The sequence below is a fragment of the Kitasatospora sp. NPDC015121 genome (assembly GCF_055562955.1).
This window is the reverse complement of sequence record NZ_JBVHEH010000007.1, coordinates 177,890-199,868: the sequence shown is the minus strand read 5'-3', so window position 1 is coordinate 199,868 and position 21,979 is coordinate 177,890. Positions and strand designations below refer to the sequence as shown.

The window sequence follows — 21,979 nt, the reverse complement described above, 5'->3', positions numbered from 1 at the left end:
CCGGCCGCGTACATGGTGTGGTCTGTACCTCTTCTTTGCCATCGCCCTTGCTCGGGCCCTTGCGTGCGCCCGCCCCCGTCCCCTCGCGGGGGCCCTCGCACCCTTGCTGACGGGGTGCCAAATGCCTTCTAGATCACCGTCTTTGACGGAATTTGCCATCCCGCTCCGGAGGTTGTCAGGTTCGTTGACCGGGCCATGGCGGCGGTGTGAGGGTTCCGGGCACCCCCACACCCGAGGAGCTGAGGAGCTCTGATGAAACGCAGATTGCTGACCGCCGGCACCACCCTGGCCGTGCTGGGAGGCATGCTCGGTGGTTTCGCCGGACAGGCGAACGCCGCGCCCCTGCCCACCCCGCCGGCCCCCACCCCACTGGCGGCCGCCGTCTCCGCAGCGGACCTGGCGGCTTCGGCCGGCTTGGACGCGCTGGCCAAGGGCCCGGACGAGAGCTATGAACGCCGGAACGTCACCCAGTTCCTGAACGGCCTGTACTCGGTGTCCTACGAGCGCAGTTACAAGGGCCTGCCGGTGGTCGGCGGCGACGCGGTGGTGCTCGCCGACGGTCAGGGCAAGGTCCGCGGCGTGCAGAACGCGGCGACCGGGCCGGTCGGCGTGCCGACCAAGGCGAAGGTGAGCGCGGCGGCCGCGGAGAAGGCGGCGCGCGCCCGGCTGGCGAAGGTCGACTCGGCGGACGCGCCCCGGCTGGTGGTGCGGGTCAAGGACGGCACCTCGCGGCTGGCCTGGGAGTCGGTGCTGACCGGCAGCACCGAGAACCGGCCCAGCCACCTGCACGTGTTCGTGGACGCGGTCACCGGTGAGGTGGCGGACAGCTACGACGACGTCAAGGCCGGCACGATCAACAGCAAGTGGAACGGCCCGGCGGGCCTGACCATCAACACCACCGGTTCGGGCAGCTCCTACTCGCTGCGCGACCCGGGCCGTCCGGGTCTGCAGTGCGCGGACTACTCGACCGGGCAGGTCTTCAGCAAGTCCACCGACTCCTGGGGCACCGGCAGTGCCACCTCCAAGGAGACCGGCTGCGCCGACGTGATGTTCGCGGCGCAGAAGGAGTGGGACATGCTCCGCGACTGGCTGGGTCGCAACGGGCACAACGGCAACGGCGGCAGCTGGCCGGTCAAGGTCGGCCTGAACGACGTCAACGCGTACTGGGACGGCTCGTCGGTCTCGATCGGCCACAGCCAGGCCAACGAGTGGATCGCCTCGATCGACGTGGTGGGCCACGAGTTCGGCCACGGCCTCGACCAGTACACCCCGGGCGGCGCCAACAACGAGGCGGGCCTGGGCGAGGCGACCGGCGACATCATGGGCGCGCTGACCGAGGCTTACGCCAACGAGCCGGCGCCGTACGACAGCCCGGACTACACCGTCGGCGAGATGATCAACCTGGTCGGCACCGGTCCGATCCGGGTGATGTACAACCCGTCGCAGGTCTCCGGCAACCCGAACTGCTACTCCTCCTCGATCCCCAACACCGAGGAGCACGCGGCGGCCGGCCCGCTGAACCACTGGTTCTACCTGCTGGCCGAGGGCTCCAACCCGGGCGGCGGCAAGCCGACCAGCCCGACCTGCAACTCCTCGTCCGTCACCGGCATAGGCATCCGTGACGCGGGCCGGGTCTTCTACGGCGGCATGCTGCTCAAGACCAGCGGCATGACGTACAAGAAGTACCGGACCGCGACCCTGACCGCGGCCAAGAACCTCGACGCGAGCTGCAACTTCTTCAACCGCACCAAGGCCGCCTGGGATGCCGTCAGCGTTCCGGCCCAGGCCGGCGACCCGACCTGCACCGGCACCAACAGCGACTACTCGCTGGCGCTGAACCCGTCCTCGGGCACCGTCCAGGCGGGCAGCTCCACCAGCGCGACGGTCTCCACCACCGTGACCGCGGGCTCGGCCGCCAGCGTCTCGCTCTCCGTGACCGGCGCGCCGTCCGGCACCACCGCGACGGTCTCCCCGTCCACCGTGCAGTCCGGCGGCTCGGCGACCCTGAACGTCAACGTCGGCGCGAACACCGCGGCGGGCACCTACACCCTGACGGTGACCGGCACCGGTCCGGCCACCCACACCGCGCAGTACCAGCTGACCGTGAACGGCGGGGGCAACCCCGGCGGTTCGGCGCCGGACATCAACGTCGCCAACGTGCAGGCGCACCTGAGCCAGCTGTACACCATCGCCCAGCAGAACGGCGGCAACCGCCGGGCGGGCACCGCCGGCTACTCCCAGTCGCTGGCGTACGTCAAGGGCAAGCTGCAGGCGGCGGGCTACACCGTCAGCGAGCAGACCTGCACCTCCTGCACCTACACCTCCAACAACCTGATCGCCGACTGGCCGGGCGGCCCGTCCGACCAGGTCACCATGTTCGGCGCGCACCTGGACTCGGTCTCGGCCGGCCCGGGCATCAACGACAACGGTTCCGGCTCGGCCGTCCTGCTGGAGAACGCGCTCGTCCTGGCGCAGCAGAACCCGACCCTGACCCGGCACGTCCGGTTCGCCTGGTGGGCCGGTGAGGAGCAGGGCCTGCAGGGCTCGCAGTACTACGTGGGCCAGCTCTCCTCGACCCAGCGCTCGGCGATCAAGGGCTACTACAACTTCGACATGGTCGGCTCCACCAACGCCGGCTACTTCATCAACAACGTCAACTCGGCCACCGCGGCGCCGCTGAAGGCGTACTGGGACTCGCTGAACCTCCAGCCGGAGGAGAACGTCGAGGGCCAGGGCCGTTCCGACGACTACTCCTTCCAGCAGGGCGGCATCCCGACCTCGGGCTATGCGGCGGGCGCCAGCGCCACCAAGTCCTCCTCGCAGGCCACCAAGTGGGGCGGCACCGCGGGCGCCTCGTACGACTCCTGCTACCACTCCTCGTGCGACACCACGTCCAACATCAACGCGACGGTGCTGAACCGGAACGCGGACGGCGTGGCGTACGCGATCTGGAAGACCTCGGTCGGCGGCACCACCACCCCGGTCAACGACTTCACCCTCGCGGTGAACCCGTCCACCGGCACCGTCCAGGCCGGCTCCGCCGCCAGCGCCACCCTCTCCACCACCACCAGCTCCGGCAGCGCGCAGAGCGTGTCGCTGTCCGCGAGCGGCGCCCCGTCCGGCGCCACCGTCTCGTTCAGCCCGTCCACCGTCACCAGCGGCGGCAACTCGACCCTGACGGTCTCCACCTCCTCCTCCACCCCCGCCGGCACCTACACCATCACGGTCACCGGCACCGGCACCTCCGCCACCCACACCACCGGCTACACCCTGGTGGTCAACGGCGGCGGCACCGGCGGCGGCACCTGGGCGGCCGGCGTGGCCTACAACGCGGGCGACGTGGTCACCTACAACGGCGCCAGCTACAAGTGCCTGCAGGCCCACACCTCGCAGAGCACCTGGACCCCGGACGTCGTCCCGGCCCTGTGGCAGCGCCTGTAGCCACCGGGAGCTCCTGAGCACCTGAACCACCTGAACGACAACTGCAAGGCCCAGTAGGACGGGTGTGCCGCGACCGGTTGGGGGACGGGTCGCGGCACACGCGCGTTCCCGGCCCCCGCACCGGGTTTACGCCGGGCACACGCGCGGTGCACGTACGATGTCGGCCGTCCTGACCGCACGTCACCACCCGCCGCCGCCCGCCTCCGGGTGCGGCCCGACCGCCCCGGGCGGGAGCCGCCGTGACCAGCACCGCCACCGACCCCGCGCGGGGGGCGGAGCCCCCGTCCCCCGCCGACGCCCCGGACGGCGCCCCGGACGGCGCCCCGGAGGGGCCCGCCCGCCGCCTGCTGCGCCGGGTGCTCGCCCCGTCCCGGGCCCGGACGTTCGTCGGCTGCGTGGTCTCGGCGCTGCTGCTCTCGCTGCTGGTCAAGACCTTCCTGGTGCAGGTCTTCGTGATCCCGTCCGGCTCGATGATGGGCACCCTGCAGAAGGACGACCGGGTGGCCGTCGACAAGTTCAGCCCGTGGCTGGGCGAGCGGCCCGCGCGGGGCGAGGTCGTCGTCTTCCGGGACCCGGGCGGCTGGCTGACCGAGCCGACCCGCTCCGGCAACGTGCTGCAGAGCGTGCTGAGCCACCTCGGGCTGATGCCCGCCGTCGACGAGAAGGACCTGATCAAGCGGGTGATCGGGATCGGCGGCGACACCGTCGAGTGCACCGCGGGCCAGCCCGTCAGGGTCAACGGCACCGCCCTCGACGAGCCCTACCTGTACCCGGGATCGACCCCCTGCGACGACTTCCCGGTCGGCACGGTCGAGGTCCCGGAGGGCTTCGTCTGGGTGATGGGCGACCACCGCAACGACTCCCGCGACTCCCGCTACCAGCAGCTCCACAACCCGGGGGGCGGCTTCGTCCCCGTCGACGACGTCATCGGCCGCGCCCGCGTGCTGGTCTGGCCCGTCGGCCGCTGGACCACCCTGCCCGTCCCGGACGCCTTCGGCCGCCTGCGCTGAACCGCGCCGCCGCCCTGCCGCATCGCCGCCCCGCCGCCCCGCCGCCCCGCCGGGTTGAGTACCCGGGCTCAGGACCGGCGCCCGCGCCCCCGGCACAATGGGCCGGGCCGAACCCCGCCCCCGCCCGTCCCGCCGCTAGGAACGCCCCGTGCTCAGTGCCGTCGCCCGCGCCGTCGTCCCGGTCCTCGGGCGGTTCACCTTCTCCGCCGACGAGGACGCGGTGCTCGCCCCCGGCAGCATCGTCGCGGCCAACCACTCCTCGCTGATCGACCCCGGCCTGGTGCTGGCCGCCGTCAGCCGGCTCGGCGTCGAACCGGTCGTGCTGGCGACCGCCGGGCTGTGGCGGATCCCGCTGCTGGGCGGCGCGCTGGTCCGCGAGGGGCACGTCCCCGTGCACCGCGGCACCGCCCGGGCCGCGCGGGCCCTGGACGAGGCGGCGGCCGCGCTGGCCGCCGGCCGGGTGGTCGTCATCTACCCCGAGGGCCGGCTCCCCCGCCGGGTGGACGCCGCCGACACCCCGCCCGGCCCGTTCCGCTCCGGCCTCGCCCGGCTCGCCGCCGACGGCGCCCCGGTGGTCCCGCTCGGCCAGGCCGGCGCCCGCCGGATCAGCTCCGGCTCCACCGCCAAGCAGGTCGCCGGCGTCCTCACCGCTCCGCTGCGCCGCCCCCGGGTGCACGTCCACCTCGGGGCCCCGCTGCTGCTCCGCGGCGACGTCCCGGCCGCCACCGCCCGGGCGCACGCCGCCGTGACGGACGCCTGGCGCACCGCCGCCGCCCACCTGGCGTCCCGCCGAGGCTGACCGCCCGTCCGCCCCCGTCGGTCCCCGCCGGCCCTCCCCCGGTCAGCCCTCGTCCGCCCCCGCCGCCAGGACGTACAGCCCGGCCCGGGCGGCCAGCGCGGCCGCCGCGGCGGCGCGGTCGGCCTCGGCCGCGCCGACCGGCTCGCCGGTGACGTACATCCGCAGGTAGAGCGGGGCGACGGTGGCCCGGATCACCTCGTGCCGGTCGGTGCCGGGCGGGACCTCGCCCCGGGCGACCGCGTCCGCCACCGCCACCGAGGTGCTCTCGCGGCGGCCCGCCAGCACGGCGGCCAGCGCCTCCCGGGCCTTCGCCGAGCCGGCCGCCGCGGAGACCATGGCGCGCAGCCAGGCCCGGTGCGCGGGGTCCTCGTGCAGGGCGACGACGGCGCGGGCGACGGTGCGCAGGTCGTCCTCCAGGGTGGTGCCGGCGCCCAGGGTGATCGTCACGGCGAGGTGGTCGGCGAGGTCGACCACGACGTTCTCCAGGCTGCCCCAGCGCCGGTAGACGGTGGTGGCGGCGACTCCGGCGCGGCCGGCGATCCGGTCGATCCGGGTGTCGGCGTAGCCGTGCTCGACGAGTTCGGCGAGGGCGGCCTCCAGGACGGAGGTCCTGGTGCGGGCGGTGCGGCCGCCCGGGCGGCGGGTGCCGGGGGCGGGCGGTCCGTCCGTCCCGTTCCCCGGCGCGGCGTCGGTCTCCTCGGCGGCCAAATGGAAATCCCCTTGCGTTAGCGGCGGCGGGTCCGCCAGGATCGAGCCTAACGCAGGATCACCTGCGTTTGCCCCGCCCCGTCCTGGAGGGCCCGCATGCCGCTTCCCCTGTCCGTGCCCCGCGTGGAGCACCGTTTCGTGGAGGTCGACGGCGTCCGCGTCTTCTACCGCGCCGCCGGGCCGGAGGGCGCTCCGGTGCTGTTGCTGCTGCACGGTTTCCCGTCCGCCTCGCACCAGTTCCGCCGGCTGTTCGACGTCCTCGGTTCGCGGTACCGGCTGGTCGCGCCGGACTACCCGGGCTTCGGGCACACCGAGGCCCCGGCCTCCTTCGCGTACTCCTTCGACGCGCTGGCCGAGGTGCTGGAGGGCTTCGTCGACGCCCTGGGCCTGGAGCGCTTCGCGCTGTACGCCTTCGACTTCGGCGGCCCGGTCGGCTTCCGGCTGGCCGCGCGCCGGCCGGAGCTGGTCACGGGGCTGGTGGTGCAGAACGCCAACGCCTACCGGGAGGGCCTGTCCGAGCTCGCGGTCGAGACGATCGCGCACCGCACCGGTGAGCCGGGCGCGGCGGAGGCCGTCCAGCCGCTGTTCACCCTGGAGGTGACGCGCGGCCAGTACGAGGGCGGCACGGCCGACCCCGCCCTGATCGCCCCGGACGGCTGGACGCTGGACCAGCACTTCCTCGACCTGCCCGGCCGCCGCGAGGCCCAGACCGCGCTGGCGCTGGACTACCACGGCAACGTCGAGGCGTACCCGGTCTGGCAACGCTGGCTGCGCGAGCACCGGCCGCCCACGCTGGTGCTCTGGGGCCGCAACGACCCGTTCTTCCTCCCGGCCGGCGCCGCCGCCTACCGGCGGGACGTGCCGGACGCCGAGGTGCACCTGTTCGACACCGGCCACTTCGCCCTGGAGGAGTGCCTGCCCGAGATCGCCCCGCTGCTCGCCGACTTCCTCGACCGGCTGGCCGAGCCCCGGCCGCTGCGGATAGCCGTGCTCGGCGCGAGCGGGCACCTCGGCGGCGAGGTGGCCCGCGAGGCCGAGCGCCGGGGCCACCGGGTCACCCCGCTCGGCCGGGCGGACGCGGACGCGGCGGACGCGGCCGCGCTGGCCACCGTCCTGGCGGGGCACGACGCGGTGGTCGCCGCGCTCAAGGGGCCGGACGGGCTGGTGCCGCGCGCCGCCGGGGCGCTGCTCGCCGCACTGCCGGAGGCGGGGGTGCCGCGGCTGCTGTTCGTGGGCGGCGGCGGCAGTCTGGAGCGCGCGCCGGGCGAGCGCTTCGTCGACTCCCCCGGCTTCCCCGCCCAGTACCTGGAGACCGCCCGGGACCAGGCGGCGGCGCTCGACCTGCTGCGCGCCGCCGACACCCCGGTGGAGTGGACGTACTTCAGCCCGCCCCCGATCGACCTCGTCCCGGGCGCCCGCACCGGCCGCTACCGGGTGGCGGCCACCGACGCCCCGCTGCCGGACGGCGCCGGCACCGCCCGCCTCACCAGCGGCGACTTCGCCTCCGCCGCCGTCGACGCCCTGGAGCGCAACGCCTTCCCGCGCGCCCGGATCACCGCCGTCACCCTCGCCGCCAACACCGACCGGCCCGCCACCGGCTGACCCGCCACCGCAGCCGCCCCGGCCGGACCCCCACCCGGCCGGGGCCCTCACCCCCGCCCCAGCCGCTCCAGCCACTCGTGCCCGGGGTGGGCCCGGCGCAGCCAGCCGGCCAGGGCCGCGCGGCGGTCCGGGCCGAGCCGGGGCAGCACCCGTCCCCCCGGTCCTTGTCCCGGAGGGCCCTGGCCTTGAACAGCAGGGCCAGTTCGGGCCGCAGGTAGGGGATGCCGTCGACGGTCCGCTCGATCACCTCGGAGCAGGGCAGCCGCAGGCCCTCGTCGCGCCGGCAGACCCACCTGCCGTCCTCCTGCGGCTCGCGGAACACGTCGAACCGGTACTGCCCGCTCGCCGGGTCCCGCGCCCAGGTCTGCCGGGTGGCGGCCAGCGCCGCCGGGCCGGCGTCCGGCCAGGTCAGCCCCCAGCCGACCGCGTCGAACTCCAACTCGGGGAAGCGCGCCCGCAGTCGGGCGAACTCCCCGGCCGGGACGGCGATCTCCAGGTCCTCGTGCGGCCGCGACTGCCCGCCGAGGAACAGGTCGAGCGCCCAGCCCGCCGCCAGGTACCAGGGCGCGGCGATCCCCTCCAGCCGCCGCGCCACCCGCCCGGGCCGCCAGGCCCCGGCCCAGCGCGCCTCCAGCTCCGCCCCGCCGATCCCGATCCCGCCGGACGGCGGCCCCTCCCGCGCACCCATCCCCCGAACCTACCGGCCGCCCGCGCCCCGCTATCCCCGCGATAACCCCTGCGCGCCCGTCCCGCCCGTGCGAGGATCGGCCGCCATGGAGATCATCGACAGCGGCGAGTTCCGCCCGGGCCCGGGCGGTTCGGCCCACTACGCCGAGCACCTGAGCGTGCCCGCCCTGAGCTTCGGCACCTACTCGCTCCCGGCGGGCTGCACCGACGACCAGTCACCCCACCTGCAGGACGAGGTCTACGTGGTCAGCCGCGGCCGGGCCCGCTTCACCTCCGCCGACCGCACCGTCGACGTCGGCCCCGGCACCGCCCTGTTCGTCCCGGCCCGCGAACGGCACCGCTTCCACGACGTCACCGAGGACCTGACCGTCCTGGTCTTCTTCGCCCCGGCCTACAGCGGCGTGCCCGCCCCCGACGACCTGGACTGACCGGGGCGCAGCAGGACCTCGCTGCCGACGGGGGTGAAGCCGGCGGCGAGGAAGGCGCGCAGGGAGCGGGCGTTGCCGGGGGCGACGGCGGCGAAGACGGGGGTGCCGGCGGGGAGGAGGGTGAGGGCGTCGCGGAGGAGGGAGCGGCCGTGGCCGCGGCCGTCGGGGTGGGTGGGGTGGAGTTCGATGCTGAGTTCGTGGCGGCCGGCCAGGCCGTGGGAGAGGGTGACCAGTCCGCGTTCGTCGCCGTGGACGGTGACGTCGGTGCGCAGGTCGCGGGCGAAGCGGACCCGGGGGTGGTCGTCCTGGTCGGTGCGGGCGGGGAGGCGGGGCGGGCCGCCGGTGGCGCGGGCGGTGAGGGTGGCGTCGGTGACGCCGATCCAGCCGTCGGGGCCGGAGAGGCGGAGCAGGAAGCGCGGGTCGAGCGAGCCGCCGTAGCCGTCCGCGCCCGCAGCGGCCACCTGGCGGGGGTCGAGGGCGGTGGCGACCAGGGCGTGGCCGGTGAGGGCGACCGAGCACTCCAGGCCGCCGGGCAGCGGCGGCAGGACGGTGACCCGCCCGTCCGCCGGGGGGAAGCGGCCGTCGGCGGCGGCCAGCAGGTGGGCGAGCAGGGGGTGGGCGAGCGGGGGGTGGGGTGCGGCGGGCACGGTCGGTGACCTTCCTTCAGGTACTGCGGGCGGTACGGGCGGTGCGGACGGCACGGGTGATCGTCCGTGGGAAGAGCATTGTCGCGCGGTGGGCTTATAGTGCTGGCCGACCTGTCTCTCCCCGGCCTCGCGCGCCGTCGTGCCGCGGGGCGTCCGACGCTCTGGAGCCGCCGCCGATGGCTGCCGCCTGCCCCTCCTGCTCACTGGCCGACCGCACCCTGCCCGTCCCGGACGCGCTGCGGGACCACGACGCCCCACTGGACCGGCCGACCCGCCGGCTGCTGGAGGTGCCGCCCGAGCCGACCGGCACGAGCGGGACCGGGACGGTGCTGCTCCTGCTGGCGGGGTTCGCGATGCTCTCCTCGCTGCGCGCCGTGGTGGAGCTGGTCCAATCCGGGGGCGAGGACCTGCCGGGCGCCCTGGGCGCCCTCGTGCTGAAGGTCGGGTTCGCGGCGGGCCTGTACTGGGCGTCGGTGGCGGTCCGCCGGTCGACGGAGCACCGGCGGCTGGCGGCGAGCGGGCTGGCCTCGCACGAGCAGTGGAAGCTGGCGTACCGGGCGTGGCGGGCGTCCTGGCTGTGCCGGGGCTGCCGGGCGGTGTTCCTCCCGGCGGGGGCGCTGCGGCCGGACTCCCCGGCGTCGCCCGCGCTGTCGTTCGAGCACTTCCGGACGTGGCTGCTCGGTACCGCTCGGGAGTCCGCGACGCCCGCCGCCGCAACGCCCGCCGCCGCGACACCCGGCGCCGAGGCGAGCTGACGGCGGGTCACCGCGTCGACCGGGCCCGGGCGGCGGAGTGCCGGGCCAAGGTTTCGTCGACCAGTCGGTCGCCGAACCAGGCGTGGCGCCGGTTGCGCGGCGGCGGATCGCCGCCCGGGTGGAGCCGGACGGCGGGCCGGTACCCGCACGTGTCGTCGTGGCCGCCGACCGGGCGCGGGCAGGCGGCGCAGGAGAGGTTGTCGCCGGTGGTCCCGCAGCAGGCGAGGCGGACGCGTTCGGGGGCCGGGACGGTGCCGGTGGCGTCGGCGGGGGCGAGCAGCACCCGGCCGGCCGGGCCGTGGGAGGTCGTCCGGACCGGCGGGTGGTGGCCGCGGGCTTCGGCCTCGCCCTCGGCGAGCTCCTCCCGGCGCCGCCACGGCGGCCCGGAGGGTGCGGGGTCGACGGCGTGGCTGCCGGTCTCCCTCAGGACCGGGAGGGGGCCGTTGCCGGTCTTCCGGTGGGCGTGGGGCGGGAACCGGACCCGGGTGACGGGCCTGGTGAGGGCGGCCGCGCAGTGCGCGCGGACGAGGATCTCCAAACGGCGCTCCTTCTCGGCGGTCGGAGTATCCGCCGGGGCGCGGTTCGGGGGCAAAGGGTTTTCGGGCCCGCGTCGGGCCCCCGCCGTGGCCGGGAGCCGGTGGGCGGCACCCGGCTGCGGCGGGCGACGGCGGCGGGCGGCGAGCAGCAGACCGCAGACCGCAGACCGCAGGTCAGGAGACCGGTGCGTAGACCCGTTCGATCTGCTGGGTGCCGGTGCGAGTCCGGTAGGAGCGGGCCCAGCGGGTGGTGGCGTCGGGCCTGGTGCGGTCGGAGAGCACGTAGTAGTCCATCTGGGCGCGTTCGGCGGTGAGGTCGAGGACGCCGTAGCCGTGCGAGTCGAGGTCGGTCCACTTGACGTGCCGGTTGGCGGCCTGGATCGCGGCGGCGGCGACCAGCGAGAGGGTGCCGGGGGCGACCTTGAGGATGTCGTCGATGTTGTCGCTGGTGACGGAGGTGACCACGAACTCGGTGGCGGCGCTGCCGGAGGCGGGGTAGGTGGCGGCCTCGTACGGGACGTCGCAGGCCCACGCGGAGTGGATGTCACCGGTGAGGAAGACGGTGTTGGTGATGTGGCGGTCCTTGAGGTGGCCGAGCAGTTCGCGCCGGTCGTGGGTGTAGCCGTCCCACTGGTCGACATTGACGGCGAGGCCTTCGCCGGGCAGGCCGAGCAGTTGGGCGAGCGGGCGCAGCAGGTAGTCGGGGACGGCGAGGAACGCGACGGGGGAGATCATCACCTCGTTGCCGACCAGGCGCCAGGTGGTGTCGGAGGCGGCGAGTCCGGCCTTGAGCCAGTCGAGTTGGGCCCGGCCGGTGAGGGTGCGGTCGGCGGAGTCGACGTCGCCGTCGCCGATGGCGGCCTGTTGGGAGCGGAAGGAGCGCAGGTCGAGCAGGTGCAGGTCGGCGAGCTTGCCGTAGCGCAGCCGCCGGTAGGTGGTGCCGGAGACGGACGGGCGGACGGGCATCCACTCGAAGTAGGCCTGCTTGGCGGCGGCGACCCGGGCGGTCCAGTCGCCCTCGGTGCCGGGGGTGTGGTTCTCGGCGCCGCCGGACCAGGCGTCGTTGGCGAACTCGTGGTCGTCCCAGATGGCGATGGTGGGGACGGCGGCGTGCAGCGCCTGCAGGTCGGGGTCGGTCTTGTAGCGGCCGTGCCGGGTGCGGTAGTCGGCGAGGGCGAGGATCTCGTGGGCGGGGGCGTGCGGGCGCACGACGGTGCCGCGGGCGGCGTAGGCGCCGGTGGCGTACTCGTAGATGTAGTCGCCGAGGAAGAGGAAGGCGTCGAGGTCGCCGCGGGCGGCGAGGTGGCGGTAGGCGGAGAAGTAGCCGGCCTCCCAGTTGGCGCAGGAGGCGACGCCCAGGCGCAGCCGGTCGGTGGCGGCGTCGGCGGCGGGGGTGGTGCGGGTGCGGCCGACGGGGGAGGCGGCGCCGTCGGTGAGGAAGCGGTACCAGTAGGCGGTGTCGGGGCGCAGGCCGCGGACGTCGGCCTTGACGGTGTGGTCGGTGGCGGCGCTGGTGGTGACGGTTCCGGTGGCGGCGACGGCGGTGAAGTCGCGGTCGGTGGCGAGCTGCCAGCGGACGACGGTGTCGGGGCCGAGTCCGGAGCCGGGGACGGCGTCGGCGGTGGGGGTGAGGCGGGTCCACAGCAGGACGCCGTCGGGCAGCGGGTCGCCGGAGGCCACGCCGTGCAGGAAGCGCGGGGTGTCGGCGGCGCCGGCCGGGTCGGCGGCGGTGAGCGGCAGCGCGAGGGCGCCGGCGGTGAGGGCGGCGGCCTGGAGGACCCGGCGGCGCGGCGGGCGGGGCGCGGTGGTGCGGGTGGGTTCGGTCACACCCCCCGACCCTTACCCATCGGTAACGGCTTGTCCAGAGCGCCCACTGACTGTTCGTCAGGTCTTCACCCCGGCGAGGCGGGCCCGTCCCGACCGCCCCGGCCCGACCGCCCCGGCCCGACCGCCCCGGCCCGACCGCACCCGGCCCGACCGCCCCGGCCCGACCGCACCCGGCCCAACCGCCCCGGCCCGGCCGCGCCCGGCCCGGTCGGCCGCTCAGAGCCGGTCGGCGTCGAGCACCGCCCGGACGAACTCGCCGGGCGCCTCCTGCGGCAGGTTGTGGCCCACGCCCTCGATGGTGCGGTGCAGGTACGGTCCGGCGAACCGGTCGCGGTGGGCGCGGCCGCCGCCGGGGGCGGTGAACGGGTCGAGCGCGGCGTCGAGCGCGACGGTGGGGACGGTGATCACCGGGCGGGCGGCGAGCCGGCGTTCGTCGGCGTCGTAGCGGTGCTCGCCGGGGGCGAGGCCGAGCCGCCAGCGGTAGTTGTGCACCACGATGTCGGGGTAGTCGGGGTTGTCGAAGGCGGCGGCGGTGCGGTCGAACACCTCCTCCTCGAACTTCCAGTTCGGCGAGACGTTCTGCCAGACCAGTCGGCACAGGTCGCGGCGCAGCCGGCGGTCGACCAGGGCGCGGCGGCCGCGCTCGGTGGTGAAGTAGTACTGGTACCACCAGGTGTGTTCGGCCTCGGCGGCGAGCGGGTCGGCCTGCGCCCGGACGTCGGTGATCAGGTAGCCGCCGACGGAGACCAGCGCCCGGACCCGCTCGGGCCACAGCGCGGCGACGATCGCGGCGGTCCGGGCGCCCCAGTCGAAGCCGGCCAGCAGGGCGCGGCTGATCCCGAGGGTGTCCAGCAGGGCGATCAGGTCCCGGGCGACGGCGGCCTGTTGGGCGTTGCGCGGGGTGTGCTCGGAGCGGAACCGGGTGAGGCCGTGGCCGCGCAGGTAGGGCACCACGACCCGGTAGCCGCGGGCGGCCAGCAGCGGGGCGACCTCGGCGTAGCTGTGGATGTCGTACGGCCAGCCGTGCAGGCAGACCACCACCGGCCCGCCGGCCGGGCCGCACTCGGCGTAGCCGACGTTCAACTCCCCGGCGGCGACCCGCTTCAGCGCCCACGGCACGGCCAGCACGTCCGACAGCACCGTCCCGTACGGGGCGCCGTACGGCGCCCCGTACGCCCGCCCGCCGGCGGTGGTCGCGAGCAGGCCGGTGCCGGCCGCGACTCCCGCCAGGTGGAAGGTCCGCCTGTCCATCCGCCCGTCCTCCGTCCGTCCTTGGCGTTGCCGCTGGCCAGCATGCCGGAAACCGGACTTGGGCCTGGACGGGACGCGCCGGACGACGGGGACGGGATGGACAAAACGGACCAAACGGCAGAACGGGGCGGCCGTCAGCAGCCGTTGAGGATGCCGGTGAGGGCGCTCTTCTCGGCGCTGTCCACGGACAGGTGGTAGTAGTACTTCACCTGCACCCAGGCACGGACGTAGGTGCAGCGATAGCCCGTCACCGAGGGCAGCCACTCGGCCGGGTCCTTGTCGCCCTTGGCCTGGTTGACGCTGTCGGTGACGGCGATCAGCTGCGGGCGGGTCAGGTCGTTGGCGAAGGCCTGGCGCTGGGCGGTGGTCCAGGCGGAGGCGCCGGAGTCCCAGGCCTCGGCGAGCGGCACCAGGTGGTCGATGTCCAGGTCGGCGGCGGCGGTCCAGGTGGCGCCGTCGTACGGGGAGTACCAGGTGCCGGAGGTGGCGGCGCAGGCGGAGTCGGTGACCACGCCGGAGCCGTCGCGCTTGAGCACGGTCTCCCGGGTGTTGCAGGCGCCGGAGACGGTGATCCAGTGCGGGAAGAGGTCGCGGCTGTAACCGGTGCGGTTCTCGGCCTTGACGGTGAGCTGGGCCAGGTAGGTGCGGGCGGTGGCGGCGGAGACGGGGGTCGGCAGCGCGGCCTGGGCGCTGCCGGCGCCGGCCGTGACGACACCGGCGGCGAGGAGGGCGGTGGCGGCGGTGGCGGCCAGGCGGCGGAGGAAACGGTTCGGCACGGGGGCTCCTGGGCTCGGCGAACGGGCGGGGGGAGGCGCGGAGTTGCTGGTGCGGGGGCGCGCCGCGGCACCCCGCGAGGGGGCTCGGCCGCGCTGCCGGGCCAGACTGGCAGCCGGTTGTCTATGCGGGTAGATACCGAGCCGTGAAGATTGCATTACCGTCGTATGGCGATACCGGCGCGCGATGTGAACGTTCGCCACCGCACCGAACCCCGCCCGGCCGACCGCTTGATCACCAACTGGGCTCTTCGAAACCGGAGTTGACCGCCACTCAGCAGTTCGGCCCGGCCGCCGGACCCCCTTGACCGGCCCGCCCCGGTGATCTACCTTCGTGCCTCGCCACCGGCCGCCGCGCCGGACCTACCACGACCGGGAGGACGAGGGTGCCCACGGCTCTGTACAGCCGCCGCCACATCGACCTGCTCATGGTCTCCAGCTCGCTCTGTAGCTGAACAGGACGGGCCCGCTCGGGCCCACGCGACCGCCCGACCGCGCCCGGCCCCGCCGCGCCCGCGTCCGCGCCCCGCCCGCGCCGAACGTCCCGACCCGCCGGAACACCACCGGCGCACCGGCCGGTTCGACCGCCGCGCGCAGCTCCGACGCCCGCCGCCGACCCGCCCGCGCGCGTACCGCCGCACCTGTGAGACCCGGAGACCAGCCATGCCCCGTCCGCCCGCCCACCTCGACGGTTCACCCCGCCCCTCCAGAACGGCCGCCCCCGTCCGCCGCCGCACCGCGCTCGCGCTGAGCGCCGCCGTGCTGGTCGCGGGCGCCGCCTGCACCAGTGCCAAGTCCGGCGGCGCCGGCGCGACCTCCGGCGACGGCGCCGCCGCCGCGGTGCTGACCGTCGGCACCACCGACCAGGTGGTCAGCCTCGACCCGGCCGGCTCCTGGGACGCCGGTTCCGGCACCATCGCCGGCGAGGTCTACGCCACGCTGCTGAGCGCCCCCAACGGCACCTCCGACGTCGCGCCGGACCTGGCCTCCGGCATCAAGCTGACCTCGCCGACCCAGTACACCGTCACCCTCAAGCCCGGCCTGAAGTTCGCCAACGGCCACGAACTGACCTCGTCCGACGTCAAGTTCAGCTTCGACCGGCAGCTGCGGATCGCCGACAAGAACGGCCCGTCCCCGCTGCTGGCCAACCTCGCCTCGGTCGCCGCCCCCGACCCGGCCACCGTGGTGTTCACCCTCAAGTCGGCCAACGACAGCCTCTTCCCGCAGGTGCTCTCCACCGGCGCGGGCCTGGTCCTGGACGAGGAGGTCTTCCCCGCCGACAAGGTCCTCGACGACGACGCCGTCGTCAAGGGCCGCCCGTGGAGCGGCCCGTACGGCATCACCAGCTACGGCAAGAACTCACTCGTCGCGTTCGAGGCCAACTCCGCCTACCAGGGCCAGCTGGGCACGCCGAAGACCCCGAAGGTCCGGCTGAAGTACTACACCGACCCGAACAACCTGAAGCTGGACGTCCAGCAGGGCGGCATCGACATCGTCTACCGCACGCTGGCCACCGCCGACCTGCAGGACCTCGCCACCAAGAAGGGCGTCACCGTCCACACCGGCTCCGGCAACGGCATCCGCTACCTGGTCTTCGACTTCACGTCGCAGCCCTACGGCAGCGGCACCCCGCAGGCCGACCCGGCGAAGGCGCTGGCCGTCCGGCAGGCCGTCGCGCACGCCGTCGACCGGGCCCAACTCGCCTCGCAGGTCTACAAGAACACCCTGGAGCCGCTCTACACCTCGGTGCCGGACGGCATCACCGGCGCCACCCCCTCGTACCGCAAGCTGTACGGCGACAAGAACGGCGGCCCGAGCAAGGAGGCGGCCGCCGCCGTGCTCGCCGCCGCCGGTGTGAGCACCCCGGTCACCCTCAAGCTGCAGTACAACACCGACCACTACGGCTCCTCCTCGGCCGACGAGTACGCGCTGCTGAAGACCCAGCTGGAGGCGACCGGCCTGTTCAAGGTCGACCTGCAGTCCACCGAGTGGTCGCAGTACGGCAAGGACCGGGTCGCCGACCTCTACCCGGTCTACCAACTCGGCTGGTACGCCGACTACCTGGACGCCGACAACTACGTCGGCACCTTCTTCGCCCGCGACAGCTGGGTGCACAGCGGCTACGACGACCCGGCCGTGCAGGCGCTGATCAGGCAGGAGGCCACCGAGACCGACCCGGCCGCCCGGACCGGGCAGATCGAGCGGATCCAGGACACCACCGCCGTCCAGGTGCCGCTGCTGCCGCTGCTCCAGGGCTCCACCGCGATCGTCACCCGCTCCGAGGTGCGCGGCGTGCCGGAGCGGCTGAACAGCGCCTACCGGTTCCGCTGGGCCGAGATCAGCAAGGGCTGAGCGGCGCCCCGCGCCCCCGCTCCCCCACCCGAACCCTCCGAAAGGGACTGCCATGACGCTCGCCCAGCCCCTGGGCGGTAGCGCGACGGAGGACGACGGCGACGACCCGGAGCGCGGCCGGCCCCGGCGGGCCGCGCTCCGGGGACGGCTGCCGCTGCCGCGCTCGCCGCTGGTCCGCTACCTGGCCGTCCGCCTGCTGCTCGTCCTCCCGACCGTCCTGCTGCTGCTCACCGCCGTGTTCTTCCTGATGCGGGCCACCGGCGACCCGGTCAGCACCGCCTTCGCCGACCGGCTCACCCCGGCGCAGCTGCAGGAGAAGCTGCACGCGGCCGGCTACGACCGGCCGCTGCTCACCCAGTACCTGGACTACCTGCGGCGGACCGCCACCGGCGACTTCGGCCGCACCGCCACCGACAACCGGGCCGTCTCCGACGTGCTGCGCACCTACGGCGCGGCCACCCTCGAACTCGCCTGCTGGGCCCTGCTGGTGGCCGTCGCCGTGGGCGTCCCGCTGGGCGCCCTGGCGGCCCGCTTCCGCGACCGCGCACCGGACGCGGTGCTGCGGCTGGCCGCCGTCCTGGCCTACGCCACCCCGGTGTTCTTCGTCGGCCTGCTGCTCAAACTGGTCCTCGCGGTCGGGCTCGGCTGGCTGCCGGTCTCCGGCCGCGCCTCGATCGACGTCGAGCTGCGCCTGCAGGACCTCGCCGACCCGACCGGCCTCTACCTGCTGGACGCGCTGCGCAGCGGCGACGGCCCGGCCGTCGCCGACGTGCTGCGGCACGCCGTGCTGCCGGGGCTGGCGCTGGGCCTGCTGCTGGCGGGCGTGCTGCTGCGGCTGGTGCGCACCCACCTGATCTCCACCCTGGAGGCCGAGTACGTGGAGGCGGCCCGCTCGCGCGGCGTCGGCGGCCTGCGCCTGGTCACCCGGCACGCGGCCCGGCCCGCGCTGATCCCGGTGGTGACGGTGCTGGGCCTCCAGGTCGCCGGGCTGCTGGGCGGCGCGGTGCTCACCGAGACCACCTTCGAGTGGAAGGGCCTGGGCTACCAGTTGGCGCACTACCTGACGGCGCGGGACTTCGTCGCCGTCCAGGGCATCGTGGCGCTGTTCGCCGTGGTGGTCGCGGTGGTCAACTTCCTGGTGGACGCGCTGGCCGCGCTGATCGACCCGCGGGTGAGGTACTGATGCGCGTCCCCTTCACCCGGCTGGTCCCGAAGCGGCTGCGCGGCAGCGTCGGCCTGCAGCGCGCGATGCTGCTGGCCGGCGCCGCGCTGACCGCCCTGCTGCTGCTCACCGCGCTCGCCGCGCCCTGGCTCGCGCCCTGGGGGCACGCCCAACTCCAGGACGGCGGCGCCCTGTTCGGCTCGCAGCGGCCGCCCGGCGCGGAGCACCCGCTGGGCACCACGGTCGGCGGCTACGACGTGCTGGCGCGCACCCTGTGGGCGTCCCGGACGGCGGTGGCGGTGATCGGGCTGTCGCTGCTGATCTCCGTGCTGCCCGGCACCCTGCTCGGCCTGGCCTCCGGCTACCTGGGCGGCTGGCCGGACCGGCTGCTGGTGGGGGTCGCCGACGCGCTGTACTCCTTCCCCTCACTGCTGCTGGCGATCGTGCTGTCGATCGTGATCAGCGGCGGGCAGTCCAGCCTGGGCGGCGGGCTGACGGCGGCCGCCTGCTCGGTGGCGATGGTCTTCGTGCCGCAGTACTTCCGGGTGGTGCGCGCGGAGGTGCTGCGGGTCAAGGCCGAGCCGTTCGTCGAGGCGGCCCGGGTGATCGGCACCGGCCACCTGCGGATCGTGTTCCGGCACGTGCTGCGCAACTCGGTGCGCGGCCTGCCGCTGATCCTCACCCTGAACGCCGCCGAATCGGTGCTCACGCTGGCCGGCCTCGGCTTCCTCGGCTTCGGCATCGAGCCGAACGCGGCCGCCGAGTGGGGCTACGACCTGAACCGCTCCGTCCCGGACGTCACCTCGGGCATCTGGTGGACGGCGCTCGCCCCGGGCACCGCGATGGTGCTCACCGTGCTCGGCGTGACCCTGCTGGGCGAGAGCCTGAACGACCTCGCCGACCCCCGCCTGCGCCGCCGCCGGGCACCCACCACCGTCCCCGCCCCCGCTACTACAGCTGCCGCCGAGGAGTCGTCCCGTGCCTGACGCCCGTACCGCTCCGGCCGAACTGCTGCGGATCGAGGACCTGCACGTGGCGTTCGCCACCGACGCCGGTCCGGCCCCGGCCGTCCGGGGCGTCAGCCTGTCGGTGGCGGCCGGGGAGGCGGTGGCCCTGGTCGGCGAGAGCGGCAGCGGCAAGACCGTCACCGCGCGCAGCGTGCTCGGCCTGCTGCCGGGCTCGGCCGCCGCCCGCGGCCGGGTGCTGCTCGACCACGGCGACGCGGGTCCGGTGGACGTGCTGGGCGCGGACCGCCGGACGCTGCGGGAGCTGCGCGGCACGGCGGCGGCGATGGTCTTCCAGGAGCCGTCCACCGCGCTCAACCCGGTCTTCCCGATCGGCTGGCAGCTCGCCGAGGGCCTGCGCGCCCACGGCTGGGGCACCCGCGCCGCCCGCCGGGCCCGCGCCGTCGACCTGCTCGACCAGGTCGGCATCCCCGAGCCCGCCCGGCGGGCCGCCTCCTACCCGCACCAGCTGTCCGGCGGGCAGCAGCAGCGCGCCGTGATCGCGATGGCGCTCGCACTGGGCACCCGGCTGCTGGTCGCGGACGAGCCGACCACCGCCCTGGACGTCACCGTGCAGGCCGGGATCCTCGACCTGCTGCGCCGCCTCCGGGACGAGTCGGGCACCGCGCTGCTGCTGATCACCCACAACATGGGGGTGGTCGCCGACCTGGCCGACCGGGTCGCGGTGATGCGCGCGGGCCGGATCGTCGAACAGGCCCCCGTCCGCGAACTGTTCGCCGCGCCGCGGCACCCGTACACCCGGCAACTCCTGGCTGCCGTACCGGACTTCGGCACCGCCCCGGCCAAGCCGGCCGCACCCGCCCCGACCGGTGCGACCGCCCCGACCGGCGGCGCGCCGGTGGTCAGTGCCCGGGGCCTGACCGTCGAGTACCCGGGGCGGCTGGGGCGGCGGCCGTTCCGGGCGGTGGACGGGGTCGACCTGGAGATCCGGGCCGGCGAGGTGCTGGGGCTGGTCGGGGGCAGCGGCAGCGGCAAGACCACCATCGGCCGCGCCCTGGCCGGACTGACCGGCGTCACCGGCGGCACCCTCACCGTCCTCGGCGAGGAGCTGGGCGGGGCCCGGCGCCGCCGCCCGCGCCGGGGCGGACGGCTCGGCTTCGTCTTCCAGGACCCGGCCACCAGCTTCGACCCCCGGCTCACCATCGGCGCCTGCGTGGCCGAACCGCTCCGGGTGCACCGGCCCGAGCTGGACGGCGCGGCCGTCGCCGCCCGGGTCCGCGAGCTGCTGGACCAGGTCCGGCTGCCGGAGGGCACCGCCGACCGGCACCCGCACGAACTCAGCGGCGGCCAGCGCCAACGCGCCTCGCTGGCACGGGCGCTGGCCCTCGACCCGGAGCTGGTGATCGCGGACGAGCCCACCTCGGCGCTGGACGTCTCGGTGCAGGCCCGAGTGCTGGAGCTGTTCACCCGGCTGCAGCGCGAACTCGGCTTCGCCGCGCTCTTCGTCAGCCACGACCTGGCCGTGGTCGAACGGGTCGCCGACCGGGTCGCCGTCCTGCACCGGGGCCGGGTGGTCGAGACCGGCCCCACCGCCCGCGTCCTCGGTGACCCCCGGCACGCCTACACCCGGCAGCTGATCGCCGCCCTGCCGGTGCCCGACCCGGACCGGCAGGCCGAACGCCGCGCCGCCGCGTCCCCGCCCCCGCGACAGACCGGAGCCACCACCGCATGACCGTCCGCACCGACCACACCGTCCGCACCGACCGCACGGACCGCGCCGCCACCCGCCAGGCCGACGCCGACGCCACCGTCCAGGAGGCGCTGCGCCGCACCCCGGTGTTCGACGGCCACAACGACCTGCCGGTCGCCCTGCGGGCCCGCGCCGGCGGCTCGGTGGAGGGCCTGGACGGGCCCCGGCCCGAGCTGCACACCGACCTGCCCCGGCTGCGCGCGGGCGGGGTCGGCGCGCAGTTCTGGTCGGTCTACGTGCCCTCGGACCTGCCCGAGCCGGTCGCGGCGGTGGCCACCCTGGAACAGCTCGACCTGGCGCACCGGCTGATCGCCCGCTACCCGGAGCGGCTGCGGGCGGCGGTCACCGCCGACCAGGTGGAGGCGGCGGTCGCGGAGGGCCGGATCGCCTCGCTGCTGGGCGTCGAGGGCGGGCACTCGCTGGCGTCCTCGCTGGGCGTGCTGCGCGCGTACGCCCGGCTCGGCGTGCGCTACCTGACGCTGACCCACAACCACCACACCCCGTGGGCGGACTCCGCGACCGACCCGGACTCCCCGGGCGTCGGCGGGCTGTCGGCGGCGGGCCTGGCCGTGGTCGCCGAGCTGAACCGGATCGGCGTGCTGGTCGACCTCTCGCACACCGCCGAGCGCACCCAGCGGGCCGCGCTGGCGGCCTCCACCGCCCCGGTGGTCTTCAGCCACTCGTCCTGCCGGGCGGTCGACGAGCACCCGCGCAACGTGTCCGACGAGGTGCTGGCGCTGCTCGCCGACAACGGCGGCGTCGTGCAGCTGACCTTCGTGCCGGACTTCGTCTCCGCCGACGTGGTCGCCTGGCGCGCCGAACTCGCCGCCGAACGGGAGCGCCTGGGCCTGCCCGCGCCGCGCTGGGAGTGGCCGCGCCACCCGGCCCCCGGCGAGAGCCCGGCCGCCGCGGCCGCCGAGTACGCCGCCGCGTTCGCCGCCGGCCCGGGCGCGCCCCCGCCACCGGAGCTGCGCCGCTGGCTGGACGCCCACCCGCGCCCGGAGGCCACCGCCGCCCGGGTCGCCGACCACGTCGAGCACGCCCGCGAGGTGGCCGGCCTCGACCACATCGGCCTCGGCGGCGACTACGACGGCGTCGACCGGCAGCCCGTCGACCTGCCGGACGTGTCCGGGTACCCGGTGCTGCTGCGGGAGTTGGCCGCCCGGGGCTGGTCCGCCACCGAGCTGGAGGCGCTCACCGGCCGCAACGTGCTGCGGGTGCTGCGCGCGGCCGAGGAGTGCGCCGAGGAGCCGCTCTGGCCGCGCGCCTGAACCCGCCGCGTCCCC

Annotated in this window: 18 protein-coding genes; 11 read left to right on the top strand and 7 right to left on the bottom strand. The window is 75.4% G+C overall.

Going from position 1 to position 21,979, the window contains the following annotated elements:
* Positions 1-252 precede the first annotated feature (252 nt).
* The 3 genes from ACZ3J7_RS12645 to ACZ3J7_RS12635 all read left to right on the top strand — a co-directional run bounded on the left by ACZ3J7_RS12645 (position 253) and on the right by ACZ3J7_RS12635 (position 5,250).
* Positions 253-3,441 (top strand): M28 family peptidase, encoded by a 3,189-nt coding sequence (locus ACZ3J7_RS12645; protein ID WP_465619712.1) that lies wholly within the window; start codon positions 253-255, stop codon positions 3,439-3,441.
* A gap of 239 nt (positions 3,442-3,680) precedes the next feature.
* Positions 3,681-4,451 carry a signal peptidase I gene (gene lepB / locus ACZ3J7_RS12640; RefSeq protein WP_465619710.1) on the top strand — a complete coding sequence of 257 codons (771 nt, stop codon included), beginning with the start codon at positions 3,681-3,683 and terminating at the stop codon, positions 4,449-4,451.
* 148 nt (positions 4,452-4,599) lie between these two features.
* Positions 4,600-5,250, top strand: coding sequence for a lysophospholipid acyltransferase family protein (locus tag ACZ3J7_RS12635; RefSeq protein WP_465619708.1), 651 nt, complete (start codon positions 4,600-4,602; stop codon positions 5,248-5,250).
* Between the two features lie 42 nt (positions 5,251-5,292).
* Here the strand turns inward: ACZ3J7_RS12635 and ACZ3J7_RS12630 are convergent, their stop codons facing one another.
* Positions 5,293-5,958, bottom strand: a complete 666-nt coding sequence (locus tag ACZ3J7_RS12630; RefSeq protein WP_465619707.1) for a TetR/AcrR family transcriptional regulator — start codon at positions 5,956-5,958, stop codon at positions 5,293-5,295.
* Between the two features lie 123 nt (positions 5,959-6,081).
* On the opposite strand from ACZ3J7_RS12630, the gene ACZ3J7_RS12625 reads away from it, so the two are divergent.
* Positions 6,082-7,560 (top strand): alpha/beta fold hydrolase, encoded by a 1,479-nt coding sequence (locus tag ACZ3J7_RS12625; protein ID WP_465619705.1) that lies wholly within the window; start codon positions 6,082-6,084, stop codon positions 7,558-7,560.
* On the opposite strand, the gene ACZ3J7_RS12620 is transcribed toward ACZ3J7_RS12625, so the two are convergent.
* Positions 7,520-8,248 carry a nucleotidyltransferase domain-containing protein gene (locus tag ACZ3J7_RS12620; protein WP_465619703.1) on the bottom strand — a complete coding sequence of 243 codons (729 nt, stop codon included), beginning with the start codon at positions 8,246-8,248 and terminating at the stop codon, positions 7,520-7,522. The two genes, ACZ3J7_RS12625 and ACZ3J7_RS12620, sit on opposite strands and share 41 nt — an antisense overlap.
* A gap of 85 nt (positions 8,249-8,333) precedes the next feature.
* Between ACZ3J7_RS12620 and ACZ3J7_RS12615 the strand changes: the two genes are divergently transcribed.
* Positions 8,334-8,675, top strand: a complete 342-nt coding sequence (locus ACZ3J7_RS12615) for a cupin domain-containing protein (protein WP_465619701.1) — start codon at positions 8,334-8,336, stop codon at positions 8,673-8,675.
* On the opposite strand, the gene ACZ3J7_RS12610 is transcribed toward ACZ3J7_RS12615, so the two are convergent.
* On the bottom strand, positions 8,639-9,322 hold the full coding sequence (locus ACZ3J7_RS12610; protein ID WP_465619699.1) for a GNAT family N-acetyltransferase: 684 nt from the start codon (positions 9,320-9,322) through the stop codon (positions 8,639-8,641). The two genes, ACZ3J7_RS12615 and ACZ3J7_RS12610, sit on opposite strands and share 37 nt — an antisense overlap.
* Positions 9,323-9,498: 176 nt before the next feature.
* On the opposite strand from ACZ3J7_RS12610, the gene ACZ3J7_RS12605 reads away from it, so the two are divergent.
* On the top strand, positions 9,499-10,077 hold the full coding sequence (locus tag ACZ3J7_RS12605) for a hypothetical protein (RefSeq protein WP_465619697.1): 579 nt from the start codon (positions 9,499-9,501) through the stop codon (positions 10,075-10,077).
* A gap of 7 nt (positions 10,078-10,084) precedes the next feature.
* Here ACZ3J7_RS12605 and ACZ3J7_RS12600 read toward each other — a convergent pair whose 3' ends face one another.
* The 4 genes from ACZ3J7_RS12600 to ACZ3J7_RS12585 all read right to left on the bottom strand — a co-directional run bounded on the left by ACZ3J7_RS12600 (position 10,085) and on the right by ACZ3J7_RS12585 (position 14,467).
* Positions 10,085-10,615, bottom strand: coding sequence for a hypothetical protein (locus tag ACZ3J7_RS12600; protein ID WP_465619695.1), 531 nt, complete (start codon positions 10,613-10,615; stop codon positions 10,085-10,087).
* 172 nt (positions 10,616-10,787) lie between these two features.
* The gene (locus ACZ3J7_RS12595) at positions 10,788-12,440 is read right to left on the bottom strand and encodes an alkaline phosphatase D family protein (protein ID WP_465619693.1); all 1,653 of its coding nucleotides are present in this window, start codon (positions 12,438-12,440) and stop codon (positions 10,788-10,790) included.
* Positions 12,441-12,656: 216 nt separating this feature from the next.
* Positions 12,657-13,691, bottom strand: coding sequence for an alpha/beta fold hydrolase (locus ACZ3J7_RS12590; RefSeq protein WP_465619691.1), 1,035 nt, complete (start codon positions 13,689-13,691; stop codon positions 12,657-12,659).
* A 134-nt stretch (positions 13,692-13,825) separates the two neighbouring features.
* Positions 13,826-14,467, bottom strand: coding sequence for an HNH endonuclease family protein (locus ACZ3J7_RS12585; RefSeq protein ID WP_465619689.1), 642 nt, complete (start codon positions 14,465-14,467; stop codon positions 13,826-13,828).
* A 660-nt stretch (positions 14,468-15,127) separates the two neighbouring features.
* Between ACZ3J7_RS12585 and ACZ3J7_RS12580 the strand changes: the two genes are divergently transcribed.
* From ACZ3J7_RS12580 to ACZ3J7_RS12560, 5 genes are read left to right on the top strand one after another with little or no spacing between them, the layout of a single operon-like run.
* Complete coding sequence (locus ACZ3J7_RS12580; protein ID WP_465619687.1) at positions 15,128-16,816, top strand: ABC transporter substrate-binding protein; 1,689 nt, start codon at positions 15,128-15,130, stop codon at positions 16,814-16,816.
* A gap of 52 nt (positions 16,817-16,868) precedes the next feature.
* Positions 16,869-17,999 (top strand): ABC transporter permease, encoded by a 1,131-nt coding sequence (locus tag ACZ3J7_RS12575; RefSeq protein WP_465619685.1) that lies wholly within the window; start codon positions 16,869-16,871, stop codon positions 17,997-17,999.
* Positions 17,999-18,964, top strand: a complete 966-nt coding sequence (locus tag ACZ3J7_RS12570; RefSeq protein ID WP_465619684.1) for an ABC transporter permease — start codon at positions 17,999-18,001, stop codon at positions 18,962-18,964. The genes ACZ3J7_RS12575 and ACZ3J7_RS12570 overlap by 1 nt, the downstream gene beginning before the upstream one ends.
* On the top strand, positions 18,957-20,675 hold the full coding sequence (locus ACZ3J7_RS12565; protein ID WP_465619682.1) for a dipeptide ABC transporter ATP-binding protein: 1,719 nt from the start codon (positions 18,957-18,959) through the stop codon (positions 20,673-20,675). The genes ACZ3J7_RS12570 and ACZ3J7_RS12565 overlap by 8 nt, the downstream gene beginning before the upstream one ends.
* The gene (locus ACZ3J7_RS12560) at positions 20,672-21,964 is read left to right on the top strand and encodes a dipeptidase (protein WP_465619680.1); all 1,293 of its coding nucleotides are present in this window, start codon (positions 20,672-20,674) and stop codon (positions 21,962-21,964) included. Before ACZ3J7_RS12565 ends, ACZ3J7_RS12560 begins: the two co-directional genes overlap by 4 nt.
* Positions 21,965-21,979 lie beyond the last annotated feature (15 nt).

Bases quoted from the DNA above. Each gene is read 5' to 3' on its own strand.
- ACZ3J7_RS12590 (WP_465619691.1), bottom strand. From the start codon at position 13,691: ATGGACAGGCGGACCTTCCACCTGGCGGGAGTCGCGGCCGGCACCGGC.
- ACZ3J7_RS12645 (WP_465619712.1), top strand. From the start codon at position 253: ATGAAACGCAGATTGCTGACCGCCGGCACCACCCTGGCCGTGCTGGGA.
- ACZ3J7_RS12615 (WP_465619701.1), top strand. From the start codon at position 8,334: ATGGAGATCATCGACAGCGGCGAGTTCCGCCCGGGCCCGGGCGGTTCG.
- ACZ3J7_RS12620 (WP_465619703.1), bottom strand. From the start codon at position 8,248: ATGGGTGCGCGGGAGGGGCCGCCGTCCGGCGGGATCGGGATCGGCGGG.
- ACZ3J7_RS12575 (WP_465619685.1), top strand. From the start codon at position 16,869: ATGACGCTCGCCCAGCCCCTGGGCGGTAGCGCGACGGAGGACGACGGC.
- ACZ3J7_RS12605 (WP_465619697.1), top strand. From the start codon at position 9,499: ATGGCTGCCGCCTGCCCCTCCTGCTCACTGGCCGACCGCACCCTGCCC.
- ACZ3J7_RS12580 (WP_465619687.1), top strand. From the start codon at position 15,128: ATGCCCCGTCCGCCCGCCCACCTCGACGGTTCACCCCGCCCCTCCAGA.
- ACZ3J7_RS12560 (WP_465619680.1), top strand. From the start codon at position 20,672: ATGACCGTCCGCACCGACCACACCGTCCGCACCGACCGCACGGACCGC.
- ACZ3J7_RS12570 (WP_465619684.1), top strand. From the start codon at position 17,999: ATGCGCGTCCCCTTCACCCGGCTGGTCCCGAAGCGGCTGCGCGGCAGC.